This window comes from Shewanella benthica KT99 (assembly GCF_000172075.1).
GTDB classification, from domain to species: Bacteria; Pseudomonadota; Gammaproteobacteria; order Enterobacterales; family Shewanellaceae; genus Shewanella; species Shewanella benthica_A.
The window spans coordinates 22618-45583 of the sequence record NZ_ABIC01000008.1 but is presented as its reverse complement, the minus strand read 5'-3'; the positions used below and the strand labels follow the sequence as shown (position 1 = coordinate 45583).

The following is a 22966-nucleotide window of genomic DNA, read 5'->3' as shown; positions in this document are numbered from 1 at the left end:
AGTTGTAACAAATGTACCGAGTTGAGTTTTTTAAACTGTTAACTTGAACCGCAACATAATAATTTATTTAACTTTGTTATTCTTAGCAATAAGAACTTGCAAAGTAACAAAAAAGTTACGAGAATGTGTTTCTGATGAGTGATCTCTCTTAGGGAACTTAAATAATGCCGACGCTACAAAATAGTACATGTCATCAAGGTAGCCTGGTTTGTGTCGGTACCGGCTTAAATCTAGCCGGTCAGATAAGTGTCCTTAGCAAGAGTTACATAGAAAATGCCGATGTGGTGTTTTCCTTAGTGCCAGATGGGTTTGCCCAGCGTTGGCTGGGAAACCTCAATAGTGACGTTCGTAGCCTGCAGCCTTACTATGCTCAAGGTGACGAAATTAAGAACCGTCGTGATACTTATGACCAGATGGTGCAAGCCATTCTAAATGCCGTTCGCGATGGTAAGAAAGTGGTTTGTGCACTCTACGGTCATCCAGGGGTATTTTCCTGTGTATCTCACTTTGCTATCGAGCTGGCGAGGGAAGAAGGATACAGCGCTAAGATGGAGCCGGGTATTTCGGCGGAGGCCTGTTTATGGGCCGACTTAGGTATCGATCCTGGTAATTCTGGCCATCAGAGTTTTGAAGCGAGTCAGTTTATGTTTTACAAACATACACCGGACCCAACGACACAGCTATTATTGTGGCAGATAGGCATCGCAGGTGAGCACACCTTGACCGAGTTTCATACTTCATCGGATTGCTTGCGAGTCTTGGTGGAACAGCTCAATGAATGGTATCCACTCGATCATGAAATCATCCTCTACGAAGCGCCAAACTTGCCGATACAGCAACCTAGAATTGACAAGTTACCTTTAAAAGACCTGCCTTTCGCACCGTTAAGCGCCATCAGCACCTTGCTTATTCCGCCGTCTAGAGAGCTTGAGGTTAATCATGACATTTTGGCCAAGTTAGGCATCACCGCAGCGGATTTAGGTTAAATATCATTATTGGCAAGGGTGACAGTTAGCTGCATGAACACAGAGTTATGCATTATCAAGTAAACCGCCAGTTTGCAAAAAAATGTTCAGTTTTAAGAAGAAAGAAGAAAGTCTGGAAGAAGCTATAACAGCGCTGAAGCGCATAATTATTACAAAAAGGAAGTGTTAATGTCTAACTTTAATGATTTTTTTGAAAAACTAGGTTCTGATTCAGATCTGATGGATGCCTATAAGAAAGACCCAGCAGGTGTGATGAAGGCCAATGGATTGAGTGATGAAGAGATTAAGGCCGTCTTGTCTGGTGAGAGTAAGAAGCTTAAAATTCTGTCTGGGGATAAATTGGAAAGCAGATATTTTCAGGTTATTAGTTCACCAAAAAATAAATAGTTTACATGCAGACCTTTAAGCTATTGCTATTAGCACTGCTCACTTTTATTGTTACTTCAGTGGCAGCTGCAAAAGTTGAAGGTTTTGATGGATTATTAGATGATCTAGAGAATTTTATTTTAGATGCTGACAAATCAAACTCACTAATTGAAAACTTAGTTAAAAGTCAGCATGAATTTAATTTAGAACAACATGCAAGATTCCTAGTTTTGCAGGGAACTAGGGAGCTTATAAATGGTAAGTATCAAAGTTCAATAGTTTTCCTTAATGAAGCAGAAAAGCTCCAACCCTCTACCTTAATTAAAACTTCTATCTTCTTGCATAAAGCAACTATTTTCGTAGCCTATCACGAGTATCAGCAAGCATTAGATATTATTTCATTAAATTCTTCTTTGGTAGAAAAATTGAAGGATGTTGAACTGAAGGCTAAAACATATATTCGATTAGCGGGTCTATATTCGGCGATTCAAGCATTTGATGAAGTAAAACAATACGCATTAAAAGTAGTTAAACTAGGTAGTGGTATAAGTTTAAAAAATCAGTGTCATGCAAAGCTGTATTTAGCAGTTTCAGAATTGAAACTTGGGATATTAGATAATGCTTCAAGGGGTTTTGAAGCTAGTAGTCAGTTTTGTCGATTAAATGGATTTCTTCTGATTGATGCTATGTCCATAAAAGGCCTAGGAATGGTTGAGCTTGAAAAAGGTAATTATTCAAATGCGAACCTTTTTTTCATTGATGCTTTATTAAGTTACCAACCTTTCCAATATATGTTAGAAATCAACCATATATATGCTCTTCTTTCTGAAAGCTACTTGGGTCTCAAAAAAATTGAAAAAGCCAAGGAATATGCTGAAATTGTTATTGAACTTCCTGATGAGCCCAGTAACTTAGAGTTTAAGAAGCGAGCAACAAAAGTGTTGGCCGAAATTTATAATAAAAGAGGTGACTTCGAATTGGCTTATCAATATATGGAGAAATATCAAGGTATTAGTACTGCTCTACTCGATGATACTAAAGCCAAGGCGAATGCTTACCAGATGGCTAAGTTTGAAAATGGCGAGAAGAATCGTGAAATTAACCTGCTCAATAAAGACCGTGAACTCTATACGGCTAAAGCTGCTTTGACTGAATCGAAACGAAGAAATGAGCGGATGATGAATACGCTCATTTTCGGTGGCCTAGTTGTATTGGCTATCTTCGCTTTGGTGATGACAGTGCAGAAGCGTAAATATAAACAGTTGGCCCAGTACGATGCACTGACGGGTATCTTTAATCGTGGCACGGCGCAGAATATTGCCGAATACAGTTTTATCAAGACTGCTTCGAAGAGAGAAATGTTTAGTGTCATCATGTTCGATCTCGATCACTTTAAGCGCATCAATGATAACTATGGCCATGGTACCGGAGATTGGATTTTAAAGAAGGTGGCGGAAGTGATCAATAAAGCCAGTCGCAGCGATGATGTTTTTGCACGCTTCGGTAGTGAAGAATTTGCCCTGTTCTTACCTAATACGGATGAAGCTAAAGCGAAAATCATGGCGGAAGAGTATCGCGGCCTTATTCAATCAATAGAGACCAGATTTTCTGGCCACAATTTTGCTATCACGGCAAGCTTTGGCGTATCGACCAGTAGTGAAGATGACTTGAGTTTAGATCCCTTGCTGCACAGAGCCGATATCGCCATGTATCATTCTAAAGAGCAGGGGCGCAACTGTGTCACGCTTTATAAGCCTGAGATAGAGCAGAGTCGCTCAGGTTATCAAAAGAGTAAGATGGCTCTAAGATAGTGGTTTAGGTTACTTCTGCATGAGTAATCCAATAATTCTGATTTTTTTATAAGTTTTTTTAGATTTAACCAATGTTTTCCCCCATGTTGAACGACAAACATACCTTGGTAATTGTTAGTGTGTTGTTGCGCGCCATCTTCTTTGTGTTAACGCTTTCGTAAGCATAAGATTAAAACAATTCGAGCAAGAGCCGCCTTCGATTGATAATATCAGCGAAGCCAACCTGTTTATCCGTGAGCTTTGGCAAACGCTACGTGAGTATGAAGACAGGTTGATGCTCAGTTCTCGTCACTCATCCAAATCACCCTCCTCTGATTCCCCTGCGGATAAGGCCGAGCGAAAAAAGCTCAAACGCCTCGTAGTGGAAATAAGGTTGGCGCTCAACCTGGACATACGGGGCATAAAGACCACTAGCGGAACTCGGCGAAAACGATGAGCAAATCGCTTGTTTGCCAGGGGCCTGTTGCTCCGATTGTGGTGGTGAAGTGACTGCCAATAAGTCTCCCAGTTATCGTCATCAGGTGTTTGAGCTGCCTGAGCCTAAGCTTGATATCACTGAATATCAGCTATTTCATGGACGTTGCCAGCAATGCAATACGGTGAGCAAAGGCACCTTACCTAAGGATACTTCTGATGGCCAGATGGGACCAAGACTGCTTAGCTACGTAGCTGTGCTCAGTGGTTTATATCATCTGAGCGTACGAAAAATTCAACGTTTACTGCAAGACCAATATGGTACTCATTTCTCTACAGGCCTGATTTCTGAGGCTCAAGGACGAGTCAGTAGTATGCTGACGCGGTATTCCAAGTGGTGAAATACTTTCGCAATAAGGATGCCGCCAAATCGGTATTAGGTGCACAGACTCAAGCTATCGTAGTGAGCGACCAATGTCCGAGCTACAACTGGATAGCCCCTGAGCGTCATCAGTTTTGCCTAGCCCAGGTGCTACGCAATTTACAACAAATGGCCGATTATTCAGGAAAAGGCCTCACTGCGAATATTGGTAACCGACTGGTATTGCTTTTCAAGTCCGTATTTCGCATCCAGCATAGATATGAATCCGGTGAAGTTGAGGAAATAATGTGGCGTCGGCGAATGCAACGACTAAGGCGCAGTATTAAGCGCTGGCTTGAGTGCGGGGGAAATGTGCCCGCTTCACGCTATGCTGGCAGATGCCGTCATATTCTCAAATATGAGCAAGGCTTATGGGTATTTCTTAATCACCCAGGCACTCCTCTGACCAATAACGAAGCAGAACGCTGCATACGTGGTAGCGTGGTAGCGTGATCATGCGTAAGATTTGCTATGGCACCCGTTCAGATCGAGGGGAGAAGTTCCGTTCCCGGTTACTGTCAGTGGTTGAAACATGCAAAAAACGGCAGTTATCGCTAATTACAGTGATAAGTAAGATCGTTACAGCCGTTGTAGGCAACAGAGAATACCCAGACGTGTTTGACCTGGTGTCAGCTTAGTCAACGCCCTTCTGGTGAACGCTTACAGTCATTGAAATGTTTTGATGTTATGCTTTTACCTATGGGGAACAACCAAACAGAAGGGTGGAGATAACGGGTCCGGTCGAACGTACTATGGTGATCAATGCGCTTAACGCCAATGCGAAAGTATTTATGGCTGCTTTGCAGCCGTTGTCCCCCGTGCAGTATTCCTACGTGCTGCATGGGTTTTTCATTCTAGCTTAATGTAAGCCGAGTATGATTAAAGAATAACATTGCTACGACAATGTTTGCTTGTGTTTGCGGCTCGATTGGGCCGCATTTTTTTGTCTGTTACTCTCATATCTCTATTTACTTCGTCAGTTATTCTGACAATCCATCATAGTGCAGTCTACATCTTCACAAGTACACAATATGTTCAATAAGCAGGCACCCATGTCGCTAACCACGTCCCAATCAAACTGTTTTGGTATTTTACTTAAGCTCGGCTATGTTTATTGGTATTATTTGTATTAACTATGTTATAAATTTCATGCTTATACTTTAGCTGTAGGTAAAAGCTTATTTAAATTCTTTATCAGCATTTATGAGAAGAGAACGATTTGAATTCCCAAACACAGAGTCAATCTCAGGTTAAATCGAAGGGAGTCGATTATTGGACTAGGCGCATCAGCGATCAGGAGATGCCGGCATTATGCTCTACGGTTAAAACACTGGAGAAGCTGGCTAAAGACGACGTATCTTCCCTGAGATTACTCGGGAAGAGTGTGATGCACGATAATGCATTGACCTCTCGAATATTAAGAGTGGCAAATAGCGTCACTTACAATAAAGGCCAGAACCAGGTGACGACCGTGAGTCGTGCCACTGTGGTGTTAGGTTTCGATGCCATACGTAATATCTGTATTACCGCTAAATTACTCAGTAGCTTACTCGAATCAAAAGGCTTGTCCGAGCCAGTATATCAAAGACTTATCAAGCTGATGGCCCGTGCCTTTCAGGCGGCCATGTTAGCCAAGATGATGCTTAAAGATCATGATGAAGAGTTACAGGAGGAGGTGTTTATTGCCTCCTTATTGTATCACTTAGGTGAAAGCGCTTTTTGGAGTACCGGTTGTGATGAGGCGGTTGTGCTCGATGTGGCTCTGGAGCAGTGTAGCGATAACAAAGCAGAGAAAGGGCTCATTCGTGAGATGTTAGGCACTTCTTTCAATAAGCTCTCTCTGGGTATCGCACGAAGTTGGGGCCTGGGAGATGTGTTACTTAAATCTCTGAGTAATCCCGATGAGCGCACCCCTGAGATCCGCAGTATTTATTTAGCCAATCAAATAAGTGAACTCTTGGCACAAGAAAATCCGGCGCCTGAGGAACTGCAACTTAGGCTAAAGCAAACTGCCAGCATGTTAGGTATCGAGATCGATGAACTGAAACTTCGCATGGTCCGCTGTAGTGACGCCACAAAAATATTAGCCGAAGCCTATGGCGCTAAGGTGCTTATAGAGCATCTGCCCAACCCCATGCATCTTAGCAAAGATCTGCTTGCCGAGATTAATGCCCCCTTGGTTCGTATGCCGAACATGACCTTACAGTTGAAGAAGTTACGCGAACTCACGGATTGTGCCATCAACAAAGCCGACTTTAATCAGGTGATCACCACCACGTTAGAGGGATTGTTAGATGGAGTGGGTGTGGATCGCTGCGGTGTTTTATTGTTATCCCCTAATCGTAAGCGATTGCAGCCGCGTATCGCATTAGGCGAGGGGGCCGAGAAGATGAAGAGCGAATTTATTATTACCCTAGAACGGCCTCAATGCCTTTTTTATGACAGTATCGAGCTCAAACAAGCCATGTTTGTTGATGATCCAAGCTCGCCTAAGTGGCGTCTGTATATGGATCCGGATCTGAAAAGCAAGGTATCAGCCACGGGCTTCATGATCTCCCCCTTGGTGATAGATCAAAAAGTGATAGGTATGCTCTATGCTGACCGCGCGAGTTCGGAGCGTAAATTGACTCGAGCCGAGTTTGATAATTTTACTCACTTCGCACAACTTGCCAACCTGTGTCTCACTGTATCTATGGGGCATTAGCTTCGAGCTCCGAGTCTTGAGCTTCGATCTTTGAGCATCGACTACCGGGTTTCGAGTTACGATTTCCTTGGTTTGAGGGTCGAGTTCCTAGGGCCTCATCCCTCGAACCTACTTTTATCTACTTCTCTGACTTAATCATAAATTTAATGGAACAGGTATAAGCCGAAATAGGTGTCCCAATCTACTCGCGTCGCCGCTTGATGTAATTTGTCTAATACCGCCGCCGCTTTAGGGAAAGGTTTACTGGGCTTGTCTGTTGTTAACTGAGGAGCCGTTACTTGAGCTGCATAGGCTTGGACTGTTACTAAGCTAGCACTGGCGATAACGGTTAATGCTATAACCGATGCCTTAAATAATGTGTTAACTGACGATACCGAAATGGATCTATTGTCATTCTTAACTTGGTCGACTGTGTTTTCTAGTCTTGCTATGGTGACCTCTTTGTTATTATTTTAGCTTTTATTATTCAAGTTTTATTATTCGGACTTCTGTTTTAGTCTTACCTGATTAAAGCTGGATTCCGGCCAAAAGCATGCCGGAATGACGAGGGCTATTAGCTTAAAACTTAAAACTTACCACTTACCGCTTACCGCTTACCGCTTCCCGTTATGGCTCAATGCCAGTTTACCGGATCTAATTTAAAAAATAGGCTCAGCTCTTGATAGAGTTCTCTGTGTTCTTGATAGAAGTCATCGGGTCGCTCGAAGAACACCTCAGTGATCACCGCAAAAAATTCGGCCGGGTTGGTGGCACCATAATAGCTAAACAGTGAAGGGATATCTTGCTCGGCGTTGCGTTGCAGGACATCAAACTCTAGGTTGAGTATTTTTGACCAGGCAGAGTAATCACTCATTCTGTCTAAAATTGGTGCACCGTTGGCGTTGCCATCTTCTTGATCCAGTTGATGAGCAAACTCATGTATGACCACATTACTGCCATCCACCGGGTTGGCAGCATCGGCCTGAGCCGTCTGCCAAGACAAGATAACCTTGCCATCTTGCCAGGATTCACCGGACAGGATACGTTGGCGATCACTCACTACGCCGCCGCTTCTGTGCTCTTGGTTATTGACAAAAAATACCGAAGGGTAGACTAAGATCTGTTTAAGATTTGGATAGAAGTCGGTAGGCCTGTTCAGTAGCAGTAGGCAGGCCTGGGCCGCAATGGTGACACGCATCTCATCATCGATAATGATGCCATCGCAACCGACAAACTCTTTTTCAGAGAGGAAGACTTGGATATGCTTCTTGAGTTGTAACTGAAGGTCTGCCGGGAGAGAGCGAAAGTAGGGCATGCGTCTCTTAATAACCTCCCGCCATGGTTTGGGAAAGGGCACCTGAGTGATGCGCATGCGACGCTGAGCAACACGCCAGTTGCGCGATACTATCCAGCCTATGGCGGCCGATGCGATTAAGCTAACGAGAAAGATGGCGAGCATAATTATACCATTCCATATAAGTATCTATTCCTAATGCATGAGATAAGGGTGATGAGGCTGATTTTCAATCATAGATTGAGTTTAAAGAGAATTAATCGATGAGATAAACAAAGAACAAAAAATGCTGACAGTCCGGAAAGTACGCTTTGGGATAAGAAAGCTGTCAGCTAAGGTTGGGAGAAACAGTTAGAGATTGTCACTAATCGACTATGATGGAATCTTCCTTTTGTTTACGTTTTCTCATTGAGTGAATAGTGATGTTCAATGAGAAAACGTATGAGTTTAGACTTAGCGACGTCGCAGCCACTGGCTATTTCAGCAAGATGAGAGATAGCCGATTCACTCAAGGTGAAGGTGGCTTTCCTGTACGGTTTATCGCCTTTACTTATCTTGAGTACTGCTTGGTTATGATTCTTTTGCCCCTTTAGCTATGGCGGTTTGAACTTTTCAGCTTCAGACCGTACAGATTTTGACTGCATAGGAACCGAGTTGGGTACCGCAAATCTAGCTGCTAAATCCATGATATCTTCCATGGTCGGGTCATTGCTATTGTGACCCGCCGCATACAAGCTGGCATCATCGATAAAGTCATCAATCAAGGCATCGAGAGACATATGCATGGGTCTCTCTTTAGTGATGTCTGACGAGTTAGACTGCGTAGAGTTTTTCTTGAGATCGGCTAGACTCATACTCACCTCGCATCGAATTCATTTTGTTCATATGTATGGTAGCGATACGATTTCTAATTTCGGTGGCATTTTTGGCTTGCAGCATCTCACAGGTGATCCCCCGCATCTCATCAGCTGCCTTACCCTTGGGCTCTATCTCAATCACAGACAGGCCGGACTCTTCACTGTCGTCATAGATGTTACGGCTATAGGTAATAGCATCTAATACGTTAATATCGTATGTGCGGCACACGTCTTTGGCTTCAAGGATTCGGTTCGCCTGATTTGGCAGGCTAGGACATTGAGTGATAACGAAAGATGCTTGCATCTTGGGGTTAATCATCATACAAGTCGCGACTATGTCATCCATATGGCTCACGGTTTTCAAATCCCGGCGCTTGGGTCTAAGTGGCATAAGCACATGTGAGGCAACTGACATGGTGGCACGCAGCGCTAAATTATCTTGTCCGCCACAGTCCACTATCACGAAATCATAGTGTTGCTCCAGACTGAGCAAATCATTGCGTATCTTGCCATAGAGTTGCACACAGTTGATGCTGGGGAGATCCGGGTTATTGTTTCTTGCATGGATCCAATCAGACGTGGTGCGTTGTGGATCACAGTCAACCATGATGATGGATGCACCACACTCGGCAGTTAAAAATACAGCGATATTTTGGGCTAAGCAGCTTTGCCACTGCCGCCTTTTTCGCCTCCGACTAATATGATCATTTAATTCCCCTTATTACTTTAGTCACCTGTATCACTTTGTGCACGGCAAGATCATTATAAATTGAACTTTATGCTCAAGTAGCGATCAGATCACCAAATACTCTTTTTGGTGATGTTAATGACTGCTACTTTTTTAAAACATTTTGATTTGATTGCGGATCCCCGTATTGAGCGTTGTAAAAAACATAACTTATTAGATATTATTTTACTCGCTATAAGTGCGGTTATGTCAGGCTCTGAAGGATGGGAAGACATTGAAAACTTTGGACATCTAAAGCTTGATTGGCTTCGTCAGTATCGTCCTTTTAAAGCAGCTATTCCTCGGCATGACACTATTGCCCGTGTTATCTGCCGATTAAAAGCGGATGAAATAGAGAAAGCTTTTCAAGCTTGGATTTCTTCTCTCCTAGAAGGTACTGGTTGCGATGTCATTGCCATTGACGGCAAAACTGCACTTCATACTGTGAGCGCCTGGAGTTGTCAGCATCATCACGCTCGATGCTATGGGATGTCAAAAAGAGATAGCAAAGCTAATCGTTAAGCAAAAGGCTGACTATATTCTAGCGCTTAAAGGTCATCATTCTGGTCTACAGGGTGAATTGAAACAAGACGTTGTCAGCAAGTGCTGGTTAGTAAAAGTTGGTTAAATAATAAATATCAGTGGGTTGGCTTAAAAAGCATTATCAAAGTGACATCAGACGTACATGAAAAAACGACAGGTAAAGAGACCACTGAAACACGTTGGTACATTAGCTCATTAGATTTAAATGCAGAGCAGGCGTTATCTTCTGTGCGAAATCACTGGCAAGTATGGGTGTTAGATATGACATTCAGAGAAGATGAATCACGGATCCGTAAAGGCCGAGGTCCGCTTGCTTTTAATGTGATGAGAAAAATAGCAATGACCTTGTTCAAGCAAGACCAGACAAAACGCGCGAGTATAGTGGCTAAAAAGAAGATGGCAGGGTTGGACGACGAGTATCGCTCAACCCTGTTAGAGTCAGGGATTAAAATGCGCTAGCCGTGCACATTAATGGCAAAGGTGCGATATTTCCTTGTGATTTTCAACCTGTTCGTTATCCTGCTGAGCTACTTTCTAAGATGAGTCGGGCTCAAAAAGATGAATGAAGAGGTACTACTCGATGCAATTAACCAGAAAATGCCCTTTGGTAAGTATGCCGGAAGGAAGCTGCTTGAGTTGCCAGAGCCCTATTTGGTGTGGTTTCACTCCAAAGGTTTTCCCGAAGGTAAGTTAGGTGAGCAGTTAGCTCTAATGTATGAAATTAAACTTAACGGTTTAGAAGGCATGTTAGAACCTCTATTAGATAAATCGCGGCGGTGATTTAAGTTCCGTAGAAAACGTGAGATTTTTCAATTGTGAGATCTTGCTCTAAAACTTGAACTTTGGCAGTGCGTTTCGTGATTTTCATTAGAGATTTATTATTTTCTCCATGTTCTAATGATGCCATAACGCTAAAAATAAGGAACCCGCAATGATAGCTAAATTAATAAAGTTGACAGTAGTTGCCGCTCTCGCATTAGGCATTTCAAGTGCATGGGCTGCAGGCGTAGTACATGAAGGCATAGTATTAGATACCATGAATGCTGGTGGCTATACTTATGTGCAAATTAAAGAGTCCGATAAGACTTTTTGGGCGGCAGGTCCTCAAGTTGAAGTTAACAAGGGCGACACTGTCGTTGTTCAAGAGCAGATGTGGATGAATGATTTTACCAGTAAGTCATTGGATCGCACCTTCGAAGCACTGCTTTTCGTCGGACGTATCGATAAGAAGTAAGCTTTGCTCAATTTAGTCGAGTATTATTGAACGTGATAAATGGTGGTTTGATTACTTTAGGTAACGGCCACCATTTTTGTGTTTATCTCATGGCATTTCTCATGCAAAATAGCGTCATCCTTTCTTTTTAGCGCTTCATTAATGTATTCAGTGATCCCTTATCGGGCGGCCTACGCTCAAAGTGTCAGTCAGCTTTTTCATGATGCCATTCATGCCATAGATGAGGCGCAATATTCTCTGGCAGATAAATCTGCCTGGTCGGCTAAACCAAGATCAGCCTACCATTGGCATAGGCGCATGATTCGCTCGAAAGCCTGGCTGGTTATTGATACTCGCTCTATGCATGATGGTCTTCCAGTTTGCAGTGGCTTTATCAATATAGAAATGGGATTTCATAGTCGCGGCTATATCGATAGCTTATATGTTCACCCCGAATATCAAGGTAAAGGTGTCGCGAAGATTTTATATCAAGCGCTGGAGCTTTGGTCACGGGAGCAAGGATATAAAGAGCTCAGTGTCGATGCATCCCGTCTGTCAAAGCCCCTGTTTCTTTCCTATGGATTTAACGTTAACCATAGAAGCTATCAGGAAAAGTTAGGCCAGGTGATCATGGGGTATTTGATGAGCAAGTCGTTAGGTTAAATCAAATATTAAGCCGATAACCTCCTCATCGCCTCTAGCCTCTAGCCGCTAAGTGCAAGTGACTCAAGTCTTATGTCTATCATAATGCCGCGAAGCTAGGCTGTGAGTTAATGATTTTATAGATACTTGAATCCAGCATCTGTTTAATTTTCAGCTTCTCTGTGGCTGGTATAACTCACCAGAGGCGATAATTCCTGCTCCAGAGTCTGCTCACGTTTCATGAAGCGAATAAAGGCGTTGGCAAGGGTTAGCTCCTCGAGAGGACGTTGCCACTGGGCCTTGAGCAGTGGATGATAGCCCTCTTTTCCCGAGGCAGTATAGGCCGAAGAAACCCCAACATAATGTTGCTTCTTATCTACCGCTATCCACTTCTCCGGTGCACTGTTCGGGCACAGTATCTCCAGTGTTAGGATGCGTTTTCCTTGTGGTTTTCTGCCGTCGTAGCAATACTTGAGTCCATAGGTATAGGGAAAACTGCCAGCGCCAGTGCCGGTAACGCTGTTATTCGTCGCCGAGTTGATCGCCGACTCTAGGGTTTCGAACAGGTATAGGCCTAAGATTTGATATTTGACTAAGGGAAGATCGAAGGGCAGCAGGCGACCAATAACATCGGCTAAGGTTAATTCACCCTTGCTCAAGGATTGGCGCACTCCACCGGCATTATGCAGGGCAAAATCGACACTTTGGTGTATGCGTTTCACCTCATGATAGATGCCTTTACACACCCAAGGGGCGATTTCACTGCCGTGGGGCAGGGCCTTACTGGGTAGACGGGTGTGAATGAGATCTCTGGGTAGAAAACCTAATACCTGTTTGTCCATCGAGGCGATAGCCGGGCGATATTCTGAGGCAATTATGCGGATGATTTGTGGATCTTCCTGTTGCCAGAGAATCCCCGGGTGTTGCTCAAGCTGGCTACGGATAGCCGTATAATCTTCGGGCGCTACTCCTGCAGCCGACTCGAGAGTAAATTGCTGATCCAGCATGAAATAATTGTGGCCTTGGAGGCGAGTGACTCGACCATTAGCGTCGAACTCTATGTCGGCCAGACCTAAGGTTTCTGCATGCTTACCCGCATGCAGTATAGGTGTGTTGTTGACTCGTTCACCGTAAGTCGTTGCACTCAAGCCTAGTGATCTGAAATCACCCTGCAGGGTATGGCTATGGCCGCCGACGATAAGGCTGATGCCATCCACAGTGTCCGTAAGTAGCCTGTCTTGATCGAGTCCAAGGTGACTCAGCACTATGATATGGTCGATGCCTTGCGACTTAAGGTGTGCAACGGTTTTTCTTGTGGTCTCGATGGCATTAATAAAATAGATGTCTGGATCAGACCGTGCAATTTCCGTCATCTGATCTAAGGTGATACCGATAATAGCCAAAGTCTTATCATGGATCTGTTTGATGAGAACTTTAGCCTTGCCTGTCTGGCTATCATAGTCGAGTAAGCGAGGATGGCCGCTCATGGGGCTCTCCTTACTCGCATCTTCTCGGCTCAAGTCCATATTACCGGCTAGCACTGGGAATTCGATATTATTGAGAAAGGCCAATACCGGGGCGTTACCCGCGTCTATTTCATGATTGCCGAGCACCATGGCATCGGGTTTGAGCAGATTTAACAGATGGGCATTGGCAACGCCCTTGAACTGACGAAAATACAGGGTTCCCTGAAAGCTGTCACCGCCATGGAGGAAGAGAAACGCTTGTTTATCTTGTTTTGCCTGGATTCTTGCTTGATTTATTTGATGGCCAATACGTGCGTAACCGCCAGTGTGACTGTATACATCGAACTTTTTACCGGCATGAGTTAAGCAGAATTTTATGCGGCTGGCATCGAAGTGAGAGTGAGTGTCATTGATGTGGGCAAGTTTAAGCGTGTATTTGCGGGGCATTGAGTCTGTTCTATGTTCCATTCGGGGGACGATAGTATCACCGAACGCGTGACATCAAAAAGGGAAACTTGCGTTCCCCTTTTTGATTGTGTCACTAAGCGTTAAACACTCGGCTTGGTTTTTAGCAGGTTAATACTTTGCCGGGTCACTCTTTGGGGTTTGTAGATAAGACTCGAACTCACCATCATCTGAGAGGCGTATACCTTTGTCGGCCATGCGCTTCTGCCACTGCTTACGCGCGAGTTGCTGCATGTTAGTGACCGGGTCATTGCTGTCAACTATCTCGAGTCCCAACAGAGATTCAATAATATCTTCCAGAGTCACAATACCTTCGGCGGTACCGTACTCGTTGACGACCATAGCGATCTTGGAATTGCGTTTAATTAACAGTTGAAACAGGGGTAAAATCTTAGCTGTCTCAGGCACGATCACCAAATTCCGCTTCAAATTACCGATAGGCGAGTGAGGAGAGTTACGTTCTGCCAGCAAGATATCGTTGCGATTGATAAAACCTATGACATCATCGGGATCTTTATCATAGATAGGAATTCGGCTAAATGGTGTGGCCTTGTGACGCGATGCAAACGCCTCATTCGACAGCGAGGACGGCAGGCTAAACATGACGGTTCTCGGGGTCATAATTGCGGTTACTGGCATCTCTTTCACCGATAGCATCTGAGTCAAAATTTTAGATTCTTGTTCGTCAAGTTCACCGGATTCATGACCTATCTTAGCCATGGCACTCATCTCTTGGCGGATATATTGACCGTCATCACTTTTACCTAACAGCTGGGTGACTTGGCTGGACATCCAAATAAGCGGTTTAGTGAAACGCTCCATCCACAACAGGGCGATCGACACATTTGGTGCCAGCTTACGCCAATGATTTGCGCCAAGAGTCTTAGGTATGATCTCAGATAAAAACAGGATTAAGAAAGTCAGCACAGCAGAAAATACACCGAGCATATCATCACCAAAGACTTTAGCCGCCTGGGCACCTGCGACTGCGGCACCAACCGTATGTGCTATGGTGTTGAGGGTTAGGATTGAAACCAGTGGTGACTCTACATTTTTTTTCTGACGTCCGAGTCGTGCGGCGGCTTCTGGGTTGGACTGAGTTAAATTTGCAATATAGCTAGGCGTTACTGAAAGCAGAACGGCTTCGAAGACACTACAAAGGAAGGAGACTCCGATAGCGACTGCTACAATAGTAATGAGGGTGATCATTTAGGGTATTACATTGACGGACCGATATTAGCCCAAGTGAATTCTATCATAACCCGCAACCACTTCAAGATTAACCAATGTCCCATGGAAGTTAAAATTTAGCGATGATCTAGCCAGCGCTTAGCTAATTGCTTACTAATGTGAACTTGGGTTAGCCGACAACAGGGTAAAATAGTACCGCGAATTTAAACTGAAAGAAGTGTGGATGACTAGCTAATATACGCACAAATCTGTATAATTCGCCGCCCTGTGGCAGGTATTAGAACAGTTAAGTGTTGAGGTTAGTCAAAATGAGTGAAAAGAAGATCAATTTATTGGATCTGGATCGTAAAGGACTGCGAGCCTTATTCACCGATATGGGTGAAAAGCCGTTCCGTGCGGATCAGCTGATGAAGTGGATTTATCATTTTGGCGTCAGTGACTTCGAAGTTATGACTAATATTAATAAGGTATTACGGGCTAAACTTGCCGCGAGTTGTGAAATTAAAGCGCCTGAAATTTCCAGTTATCAGAAGTCAGCAGATGGCACGATTAAATTTTCCATTAATGTGGGTGATGGTCAGGAAGTTGAGACCGTGTACATCCCCGAAGGCGATAGAGCCACACTTTGTGTGTCTTCCCAGGTAGGCTGTGCGCTCGAGTGCACCTTCTGCTCGACGGCCCAACAAGGTTTCAACCGTAATCTGACTGTCTCCGAAATCATCGGTCAAGTGTGGCGTGTCGCCGATTTTATCGGCTTCATCAAAAAAACTGGCGAACGCCCGATCACTAACGTTGTCATGATGGGCATGGGCGAACCCCTGTTAAATCTTAAAAATGTGATCCCGGCTATGGATATCATGTTAGATGATTTCGGCTTCAGCTTGTCAAAGCGGCGCGTGACCCTGTCGACTTCGGGGGTTGTTCCGGCCCTGGATAAGCTTGGTGATGCCATTGATGTAGCCTTAGCCGTGAGTATTCATGCTGCCAATGATGAATTACGTGATGTCTTAGTCCCGGTGAATAAGAAGTATCCTCTGCAGGAGTTCTTAGCCAGTATTCGTCGCTATATTGCCAAGTCCAATGCTAACCGAGGTCGTGTGACTGTTGAGTATGTGATGTTAGATCACATCAATGACAGCACAGATCAGGCTCATGAGTTGGCTAAACTGATGAAAGACACCCCGTGTAAGATTAATTTAATTCCATTTAATCCTTATCCAGGTTCTCCCTACGGTCGCTCTTCTAATTCACGTATCGATCGTTTCTCTAAAGTCTTGATGGAATATGGCTTCACAGTCATAGTGAGAAAGACCCGAGGAGAGGATATCGATGCAGCTTGTGGCCAGTTAGCAGGCGATATTAGAGACAGAACCAAGCGTTTAGCGAAAAAACGCATGCAAGAGAATCAAATATCAGTCACAATAAACTAACTCTCTGAATATTTAGGTAGATATCATTACAATGATACAAGGATTGCTAAGATTTACCCCATTACTTATCTTGTCCTCAAGTCTATTGACTGGGTGTGTGTCTGAGCGAGTGTATACCGGTACTGATATCCCTGTAGTCGAGAGAGTTTTTGATAATGTTTCGGCCGCCAAACAGCGGGCACAACTCGGGCTCAGGTATCTACAGAGAGGCAACAGCGCCCAAGCTAAGTTTAATTTAAATAAAGCGATTAAATTTGCGCCGAATATAGAAGCCGTCAATGTCTCTATGGCATATTACTATCAGACGGTAGGCGAGTTGGATCTTGCCGAGACTTATTATCGCAAGTCCATCAATAGTAGTGATGCGACTGGCGATGGCATGAATAATTTCGGCGTGTTTCTCTGTCAGCAGAAAAAGTATGCGGAATCCGAGAAGGTGTTTCTTAAGGCGATCAAGCTGCCTCTGTATACTCGCGCCGCGGCTAGCTATGAAAATTTAGGCATCTGTAGCCGCAAGGCGGGAAACCTAGAAAAAGCGCAAAAATATTTTACTGTAGCGCTAAAGTATGACCCTAGAAGACGAGTGTCTTTGATTGAATTAACCGAGATCGACGTCGATAGCGGCGATTATATCGAAGCACGTGCTCAACTTGCTCGTTACCACAGAGTCATTGCAGAATCAGTCGAGAGTTTGACGTTAGGAATAACCATTGAGCGAGGCTTAGATGATCCTGATGCAGTAAGGCAGTTTGGTATACTACTGCTAGCCAAATTTCCCGCATCGGTCGAAGCCAAACAGTATCGAGCCAGTATGCAATAATGACAAATAAACAAATCGATATGCTAAAGGATGAAGCAGATACTCACCAAGACAAACCCGATAGCGAAACGATAGGGTCACTGTTAGACATCCCGTGAAAAGATGGGAGCCAGTGTCGCCGATATCGCGGGCAGTTACATTGAGGCCCTGTATCATCGAGGATATTGAAGCTGATATTTTGACCAGATAGCCTATTCCACCTATGTTAAAGGTTATGTAAAGAATTTTGCTCGCATCGTTCAAGCCGATGAAAAGGCTATTCAGCGCTGCTTAGTCAAACAAGTCCCCCGAGCTCCAGATCCACAGATGCAGAGTTTTTCCCGTAAGACGACCCGGCAGGCACGTGATGGCAGGTTGACGTTAGTCACTTACTTGATTGCCTTCATTCTACTGGCTTTGTTAGTGCTTTGGTGGGTGCAGAAATCGGATACATTGTCATCCATCGACTTTTCTCAGCCTACCGCAGAAGAGATTGCCGCCTCACTGAACGAGCCCGGTAGCATTTCCAGTGATTATGATGCGGCTAGCAATTTTGACTCGGGTAGCAGTAACGCCAATACAGGCATCGAAAGTTTAACTCATGATGTGGCTTCATTAGCAGCATCGGGTTTGGAAAGTAAAGAGAGCAAGTCTGCGCTAGTTTCCGCACCGAATGACGAATCGGGCTCATCGATGAATGAGACCGAAACTAAAATTAACACTCAGGCACTCGCGAAGCCAAGCATTCAGTCAATAGGACAATCCACACTCGCCTTGAGCTTGTCTGCCGATTGCTGGATCAAGGTCACCGATGCGGCAGGTAACATATTGATCAACGATCTTAAAAAAGCGGGCAGTCAGCTTAATGTTGCTGGTGAAGCGCCATTTAAATTAACCTTAGGCGCGCCACAGGCTGTGAGCATTGAACTTAACGGTGAAGCCGTAAGCCTTAGGGACTATCCCAGTGGGCGAGTGGCACGATTAACCCTTCCTTCAGTTGGCTGAGCAGTATTCGCGTATAGACGTAATAAATTGAAACTCATCAGTGTAGTCTGATGAATTTCGCTCTAATGATTAGAGCTAAACTTGCCCTTGCATGGGGCAAACAGCATATAGAGTAAATAAGATGTACAACGAAAACCCGATCAAAAGACGTGCCTCTACCCGTATCTATGTTGGAGATGTGCCCATAGGTGATGGTGCTCCGATTGCCGTTCAATCGATGACCAATACCCGTACGACCGACGTGGCCGCCACAGTAGCCCAGATCAATGCGCTTGAAAAAGTCGGTGCCGATATTGTGCGTGTTTCTGTTCCTACCATGGATGCCGCCGAAGCGTTTAAGTTGATTAAACAGCAGACCCATATTCCTTTGATTGCCGATATTCATTTCGATTACCGTATCGCGCTTCAGGTGGCCGAATATGGTGTAGATTGTCTGCGTATTAATCCGGGCAATATCGGTAACGAAGCGCGAATTCGCAGCGTTGTCGAATGTGCACGGGACAAGAATATTCCTATCCGCATCGGTATCAATGGCGGCTCGTTAGAAAAAGACTTGATGGATAAATACAAGGAGCCGACGCCGGCAGCCTTACTCGAATCCGCCATGCGCCATGTAGACATCTTAGATAGACTCAATTTCGATCAGTTTAAAGTCAGTGTAAAAGCCTCCGATGTATTCTTAGCCGTCGAAGCCTATCGCTTGCTAGCAAAACAAATTGTACAACCTCTGCATCTGGGGATCACCGAAGCCGGTGGCGCCAGAGCGGGTTCAGTCAAGTCAGCCGTTGGTTTGGGCATGCTGTTAGCCGAAGGCATAGGTGATACCTTACGTATTTCATTGGCCGCCGATCCTATCGAAGAGATCAAGGTCGGTTTCGATATCTTAAAATCGTTGCGAATTCGTTCCCGTGGTATCAACTTCATCGCGTGTCCATCATGCTCGCGTCAAGAGTTCGATGTGATCTCCACAGTCAATGAGCTCGAGCGACGTTTAGAAGATATTGTTACGCCTATGGATGTCTCTATCATAGGTTGTGTGGTAAACGGTCCCGGTGAAGCTCTGGTATCGCACATAGGCCTGACAGGCGGCCATCGCAAGAGTGGTTATTTCGATGATGGTGTCAGACAGAAAGAGCGTTTCGATAATGACAACATAGTCGATTCACTGGAAGCCAAGATTAGAGCCAAAGCCGCGATGATCGACGCGAGAATTCCAGCCAAAGATCTCAGCAAATAAGTTCTCCCATTAGGCGGATTCAGCATGGTTTATTCATGAGTCTGCCTTTTTGTTTCGAACAGTTGGCAAATTAACAGTTTTGAGTTTGAGAATACCTGCCCTGCAGGATATACTGCGGGGCGTTTTTAATTTTTATAGCTAAATCGGACGAGTCTATATCGTGGCAAAACAGATCCAAGCGATTCGCGGAATGAACGACATTCTGCCTACCCAAAGCCCTCTATGGCAAAAACTAGAAACCGTACTCCGTGAAACCGTGAGTGCCTATGGTTATAGTGAGATCCGTACTCCAATCGTAGAGAGTACAGATCTTTTCAAACGTTCGATTGGTGAAGTCACCGATATTGTCGAAAAAGAGATGTATACCTTCGATGACAGGAACGGTGATAGCTTGACCCTACGCCCAGAAGGTACAGCATCTACTGTGCGTGCGGGTAATCAACACGGTTTACTCTATAACCAAGAGCAACGCCTCTGGTATATGGGTCCTATGTTTAGGCATGAGCGACCGCAGAAGGGGCGTTACCGTCAATTTAATCAGTTTGGTGTTGAAGTTTATGGCATAGGCACTGCGGATGTCGATGCCGAAGTGCTGATGCTTTCGGCCCGCCTATGGGAAAAGTTAGGTATCTCAGACCATGTGACTCTGGAGCTTAATACCTTAGGCGACCCTGCCGAGCGCGCCGCCTATCGTGAAGCGCTTATTGCTTATCTTGAGCCGTTTAAAGAGCAGCTGGATGAAGAAAGTCAGCGTCGTATGTACACCAATCCTCTGCGTGTGCTGGATACTAAGAACCCAGAGGTACAAGCTCTTTTGGTCGACGCCCCTGAGTTGATGGATTACCTTGGCGAAGAAACTCGTGCACATTTTTCACATTTATGTGAACTCTTAGACGCGGTTGGTATCAAATACGTCATTAATCCACGTCTGGTTCGTGGTTTAGATTATTATAATCGCACTGTTTTTGAGTGGGTTACCACAAGTTTGGGTTCTCAGGGCACCGTCCTCGCCGGCGGTCGTTATGATGGACTGGTCGAACAGTTAGGTGGTAAGAACACACCAGCGGTCGGTTTCGCTATGGGGCTGGAGCGTATCGTCTTGATGCTAGAGACGCTTGAGTTGACTGATGATATTCCGGCTACTGTCGATGTGTATGTCACCGCCATGGGCGATGCGAGTAAAGTTGCAGCGATTAAAATTGCTCAGGCTCTTCGCCGCGAGTTACCTGGCTTGAGAGTGATGAGCCATTGTGGTGGTGGAAATTTCAAGAAACAGATGAAACGCGCAGATAAGAGTGGTGCACTCATCGCCTTAATTATTGGTGAAGATGAATTGGCCAGTAACCAGGTCGCGGTTAAATACCTGCGTGAGAAGAAAGAACAAGCATTAGTTGCCCGTGATGGATTGGCAGCTTATATCGCAGAACTGATTTAAAGAGGAAGAACACGTGGAAATTTATAGCACAGAAGAACAACAAGTAGATGCTATCAAACAGTTCTGGAAAGATTATGGCACCTCTATCGTTGTAGGTGCCGTGGTTGGTCTGGGTGGGTTATTTGGCTGGAACTATTATTCCGATCACAAGATTGCACAAGCTGAGTCGGCATCTGAAGCTTTCCAGGCGATGAGCGCCGACAATATTTCTGCTACCAGTATGTTAGCCGCGGCAGAAAATTTTGCCAAAGATCACAGCCAGAAAGGTTATCAGTCACTGCTTGAGCTTATTGTGGCGAAAGCGGCTGTTGAAGCCGGTGATCTGGAGAAAGCGGAAGCCACGCTGAAAAGTGTTGTCTCTTCGGCACCCGATAAAGGTTTAGTCATGGTCGCGACCATGCGCTTAGCTCGCGTTCAAGCGGAGCAAGGCCAAATCACCACGGCCATCACGACGTTAGACCAGGTCGCTGATCCTGCCTTTACGGCACAGAGAGACGAGCTCAAAGGTGATTTTCTGGTGCGTAAAGGGGATGAAAAGCGGGCTAAAGCTGCTTATCAGGCCGCCGTTAAAAACGGTGGAACCAATGTAAGCTCTGGGCTACAGATGAAGCTAGATAATTTGAATAAGGCATAAGGAACGCCCATGAAGTCTTGGTGCAAAACACTCGTCGCATGTAGTCTGAGTATTGGCCTGTTATCTGCCTGTTCATCCAGCGACGTTGAAGAAGAGCCGGTAAGTCCATTACCCGAAATAGAAGCCAGTGTATTTCCTGAAATAAGTTGGAGTGCGAGTGTGGGTAGGGGTGTCGGTGACTATTATTCCCGTCTTCGTCCTGCTGCCAGATATGACAAGCTGTTCGTTGCTGATAGATATGGTCAAGTCGTTGCATTCGATGCAGCGACAGGGGCTAAGGTTTGGAGTCGGGATTTTAGCTCGGCATTTAAAGATAATATCTTGGCCAAGAACAAGGGGGCTAAGTTAGCGGCCGGAGTCACTGCCGCGAGAAATATGGTCTTTATTGGTGGCGAGAGTGGTCTACTCGGTGCTCTTGACGCTGAAACCGGTGAGACTAAGTGGTTGAGCATGGCCAGTGGCGAGCTACTCTCGGCTCCAACGGTTGCAGAAGATGTTGTCGTCGTCAGCACCAGCGCAGGTACCCTGGAAGCATTTAAAATCGAAGATGGTGAAAAGCTGTGGACCTATGAGTCTAAGCTGCCAACCTTGACTTTGCGCGGCACCGGTTCGGCTACCTATGAAGCCGGTGGTTTCTTCGTCGGTACTGCCGATGGCAAGATTGCCGTGGTGATCAAAAATAATGGTCAGGCTGCCTGGGAACAAGCTATCTACACGCCAAAAGGGGGTAACGAGTTTACCCGTATGGCCGATGTAGATATGCAGCCCTTGATCATAGGTGACAACCTGTATGCTGTGAGTTTTAATGGCAACCTGGTATCCATGGAGCTGAGGACGGGACGTGTTGTTTGGTCACGTAAGTACTCAAGTTTCCATGAATTGGCTAATTCAGGTGTGAACCTGTTCCTGGTGGACGATTTTAGTCGCATCTACTCTGTAGATAGACGAAATGGTTTAGAGACTTGGAGTAATATCGAGTTAACTAATCGTAATTTAACCTCGGCAGCCGTCTTTAAAAATTATCTTGTTGTCGGTGACTTCGAAGGTTATCTGCACTTTATAGATAAGTCGACGGGAACACTTGTTGGACGCATCGAAGTGGACAGTTCTGGCTTGTATAGCCAGCCCTTGGTTGTCGGCGATAGCATTTATGTTCAGACTCGTGCGGGAAAAATTGCTAGAATAACGCTTCCGTAAGCTTTATCTGAATTGATATTTAGCCCCCGGACGTCGTTCTGGGGGCTTTTTGTGTTAAGTACCTTATATTAAGCACAATAAACAAGATGTAGTATCGGCTTGGGCTAGTCTTAACTAGGACAAGATCCGAGTTATTGATATTTTATAGAT

The 22966-nt window shown here is 44.9% G+C and carries 18 protein-coding genes and 4 pseudogenes; 16 read left to right on the top strand and 6 right to left on the bottom strand.

Annotated features, from left to right (window positions below; translation table 11 throughout):
• Nucleotides 1-164: 164 nt before the first annotated feature.
• The 5 genes and pseudogenes from KT99_RS05245 (at nt 165) to KT99_RS05225 (ending at nt 6702) form a co-directional block, all read left to right on the top strand.
• A complete protein-coding gene (locus KT99_RS05245; RefSeq protein ID WP_005497745.1) occupies nt 165-986 on the top strand; it encodes an SAM-dependent methyltransferase in 822 nt (273 codons plus the stop codon).
• Nucleotides 987-1154: 168 nt separating this feature from the next.
• Nucleotides 1155-1373, top strand: a complete 219-nt coding sequence (locus tag KT99_RS05240; RefSeq protein WP_005497743.1) for a hypothetical protein — start codon at nt 1155-1157, stop codon at nt 1371-1373.
• A 5-nt stretch (nt 1374-1378) separates the two neighbouring features.
• Nucleotides 1379-3163: a tetratricopeptide repeat-containing diguanylate cyclase gene (locus tag KT99_RS05235; RefSeq protein WP_005497742.1), complete on the top strand. Its 1785-nt coding sequence runs from the start codon at nt 1379-1381 to the stop codon at nt 3161-3163.
• A 163-nt stretch (nt 3164-3326) separates the two neighbouring features.
• Nucleotides 3327-4636: pseudogene (locus tag KT99_RS05230) on the top strand (DUF6444 domain-containing protein).
• A gap of 662 nt (nt 4637-5298) precedes the next feature.
• A complete protein-coding gene (locus tag KT99_RS05225; RefSeq protein ID WP_005497736.1) occupies nt 5299-6702 on the top strand; it encodes an HDOD domain-containing protein in 1404 nt (467 codons plus the stop codon).
• Nucleotides 6703-7315: 613 nt separating this feature from the next.
• On the opposite strand, the gene KT99_RS05220 is transcribed toward KT99_RS05225, so the two are convergent.
• The 4 genes and pseudogenes from KT99_RS05220 to KT99_RS05210 form a co-directional block, all read right to left on the bottom strand.
• Complete coding sequence (locus KT99_RS05220) at nt 7316-8140, bottom strand: zinc-dependent peptidase (RefSeq protein ID WP_005497735.1); 825 nt, start codon at nt 8138-8140, stop codon at nt 7316-7318.
• A 199-nt stretch (nt 8141-8339) separates the two neighbouring features.
• Nucleotides 8340-8511: pseudogene (locus KT99_RS23510) on the bottom strand (CopG family transcriptional regulator); the annotation flags it as partial.
• Nucleotides 8512-8568: 57 nt separating this feature from the next.
• Nucleotides 8569-8760: a hypothetical protein gene (locus KT99_RS22680; RefSeq protein WP_005497733.1), complete on the bottom strand. Its 192-nt coding sequence runs from the start codon at nt 8758-8760 to the stop codon at nt 8569-8571.
• A gap of 28 nt (nt 8761-8788) precedes the next feature.
• Nucleotides 8789-9540 (bottom strand): annotated as a pseudogene (locus tag KT99_RS05210) (AAA family ATPase).
• Between the two features lie 118 nt (nt 9541-9658).
• Here KT99_RS05210 and KT99_RS20515 point away from each other — a divergent pair.
• The 4 genes and pseudogenes from KT99_RS20515 (at nt 9659) to KT99_RS05185 (ending at nt 11978) form a co-directional block, all read left to right on the top strand.
• Nucleotides 9659-10561, top strand: a pseudogene (locus tag KT99_RS20515) (ISAs1 family transposase).
• A gap of 99 nt (nt 10562-10660) precedes the next feature.
• Nucleotides 10661-10882 (top strand): DUF3820 family protein, encoded by a 222-nt coding sequence (locus KT99_RS05195; protein ID WP_005497729.1) that lies wholly within the window; start codon nt 10661-10663, stop codon nt 10880-10882.
• A gap of 151 nt (nt 10883-11033) precedes the next feature.
• Nucleotides 11034-11336 (top strand): hypothetical protein, encoded by a 303-nt coding sequence (locus tag KT99_RS05190; RefSeq protein WP_005497728.1) that lies wholly within the window; start codon nt 11034-11036, stop codon nt 11334-11336.
• Nucleotides 11337-11477: 141 nt separating this feature from the next.
• A complete protein-coding gene (locus tag KT99_RS05185; protein ID WP_005497726.1) occupies nt 11478-11978 on the top strand; it encodes a GNAT family N-acetyltransferase in 501 nt (166 codons plus the stop codon).
• A 143-nt stretch (nt 11979-12121) separates the two neighbouring features.
• Here the strand turns inward: KT99_RS05185 and KT99_RS05180 are convergent, their stop codons facing one another.
• Nucleotides 12122-13870, bottom strand: a complete 1749-nt coding sequence (locus KT99_RS05180; protein ID WP_005497725.1) for a bifunctional metallophosphatase/5'-nucleotidase — start codon at nt 13868-13870, stop codon at nt 12122-12124.
• 129 nt (nt 13871-13999) lie between these two features.
• Nucleotides 14000-15097 carry a CNNM domain-containing protein gene (locus tag KT99_RS05175; RefSeq protein ID WP_005497723.1) on the bottom strand — a complete coding sequence of 366 codons (1098 nt, stop codon included), beginning with the start codon at nt 15095-15097 and terminating at the stop codon, nt 14000-14002.
• A 290-nt stretch (nt 15098-15387) separates the two neighbouring features.
• Between KT99_RS05175 and KT99_RS05170 the strand changes: the two genes are divergently transcribed.
• The 7 genes from KT99_RS05170 (at nt 15388) to bamB (ending at nt 22816) form a co-directional block, all read left to right on the top strand.
• Nucleotides 15388-16509 (top strand): bifunctional tRNA (adenosine(37)-C2)-methyltransferase TrmG/ribosomal RNA large subunit methyltransferase RlmN, encoded by a 1122-nt coding sequence (locus KT99_RS05170; protein WP_005497721.1) that lies wholly within the window; start codon nt 15388-15390, stop codon nt 16507-16509.
• A gap of 31 nt (nt 16510-16540) precedes the next feature.
• Complete coding sequence (gene pilW, locus KT99_RS05165) at nt 16541-17329, top strand: type IV pilus biogenesis/stability protein PilW (protein WP_040571635.1); 789 nt, start codon at nt 16541-16543, stop codon at nt 17327-17329.
• A gap of 306 nt (nt 17330-17635) precedes the next feature.
• Nucleotides 17636-18313, top strand: a complete 678-nt coding sequence (locus KT99_RS05160) for a RodZ domain-containing protein (RefSeq protein WP_005497718.1) — start codon at nt 17636-17638, stop codon at nt 18311-18313.
• A gap of 121 nt (nt 18314-18434) precedes the next feature.
• A complete protein-coding gene (ispG, locus tag KT99_RS05155) occupies nt 18435-19550 on the top strand; it encodes a flavodoxin-dependent (E)-4-hydroxy-3-methylbut-2-enyl-diphosphate synthase (RefSeq protein ID WP_005497717.1) in 1116 nt (371 codons plus the stop codon).
• Nucleotides 19551-19710: 160 nt separating this feature from the next.
• Nucleotides 19711-20985, top strand: coding sequence for a histidine--tRNA ligase (gene hisS, locus KT99_RS05150; RefSeq protein ID WP_005497716.1), 1275 nt, complete (start codon nt 19711-19713; stop codon nt 20983-20985).
• Nucleotides 20986-20998: 13 nt separating this feature from the next.
• Nucleotides 20999-21619 carry a YfgM family protein gene (locus tag KT99_RS05145; protein ID WP_005497714.1) on the top strand — a complete coding sequence of 207 codons (621 nt, stop codon included), beginning with the start codon at nt 20999-21001 and terminating at the stop codon, nt 21617-21619.
• Nucleotides 21620-21628: 9 nt separating this feature from the next.
• Nucleotides 21629-22816 carry an outer membrane protein assembly factor BamB gene (gene bamB / locus KT99_RS05140; protein WP_005497712.1) on the top strand — a complete coding sequence of 396 codons (1188 nt, stop codon included), beginning with the start codon at nt 21629-21631 and terminating at the stop codon, nt 22814-22816.
• Nucleotides 22817-22966 lie beyond the last annotated feature (150 nt).

Excerpts from the sequence above, each read along its gene's own strand:
- KT99_RS05245 (WP_005497745.1), top strand. The coding sequence starts at position 165 with ATGCCGACGCTACAAAATAGTACATGTCATCAAGGTAGCCTGGTTTGT.
- KT99_RS05240 (WP_005497743.1), top strand. The coding sequence starts at position 1,155 with ATGTCTAACTTTAATGATTTTTTTGAAAAACTAGGTTCTGATTCAGAT.
- KT99_RS05235 (WP_005497742.1), top strand. The coding sequence starts at position 1,379 with ATGCAGACCTTTAAGCTATTGCTATTAGCACTGCTCACTTTTATTGTT.
- KT99_RS05225 (WP_005497736.1), top strand. The coding sequence starts at position 5,299 with ATGCCGGCATTATGCTCTACGGTTAAAACACTGGAGAAGCTGGCTAAA.
- KT99_RS05220 (WP_005497735.1), bottom strand. The coding sequence starts at position 8,140 with ATGCTCGCCATCTTTCTCGTTAGCTTAATCGCATCGGCCGCCATAGGC.
- KT99_RS22680 (WP_005497733.1), bottom strand. The coding sequence starts at position 8,760 with ATGCATATGTCTCTCGATGCCTTGATTGATGACTTTATCGATGATGCC.
- KT99_RS05195 (WP_005497729.1), top strand. The coding sequence starts at position 10,661 with ATGAATGAAGAGGTACTACTCGATGCAATTAACCAGAAAATGCCCTTT.
- KT99_RS05190 (WP_005497728.1), top strand. The coding sequence starts at position 11,034 with ATGATAGCTAAATTAATAAAGTTGACAGTAGTTGCCGCTCTCGCATTA.
- KT99_RS05185 (WP_005497726.1), top strand. The coding sequence starts at position 11,478 with ATGTATTCAGTGATCCCTTATCGGGCGGCCTACGCTCAAAGTGTCAGT.
- KT99_RS05180 (WP_005497725.1), bottom strand. The coding sequence starts at position 13,870 with ATGCCCCGCAAATACACGCTTAAACTTGCCCACATCAATGACACTCAC.
- KT99_RS05175 (WP_005497723.1), bottom strand. The coding sequence starts at position 15,097 with ATGATCACCCTCATTACTATTGTAGCAGTCGCTATCGGAGTCTCCTTC.
- KT99_RS05170 (WP_005497721.1), top strand. The coding sequence starts at position 15,388 with ATGAGTGAAAAGAAGATCAATTTATTGGATCTGGATCGTAAAGGACTG.
- pilW (WP_040571635.1), top strand. The coding sequence starts at position 16,541 with ATGATACAAGGATTGCTAAGATTTACCCCATTACTTATCTTGTCCTCA.
- KT99_RS05160 (WP_005497718.1), top strand. The coding sequence starts at position 17,636 with ATGCAGAGTTTTTCCCGTAAGACGACCCGGCAGGCACGTGATGGCAGG.
- ispG (WP_005497717.1), top strand. The coding sequence starts at position 18,435 with ATGTACAACGAAAACCCGATCAAAAGACGTGCCTCTACCCGTATCTAT.
- bamB (WP_005497712.1), top strand. The coding sequence starts at position 21,629 with ATGAAGTCTTGGTGCAAAACACTCGTCGCATGTAGTCTGAGTATTGGC.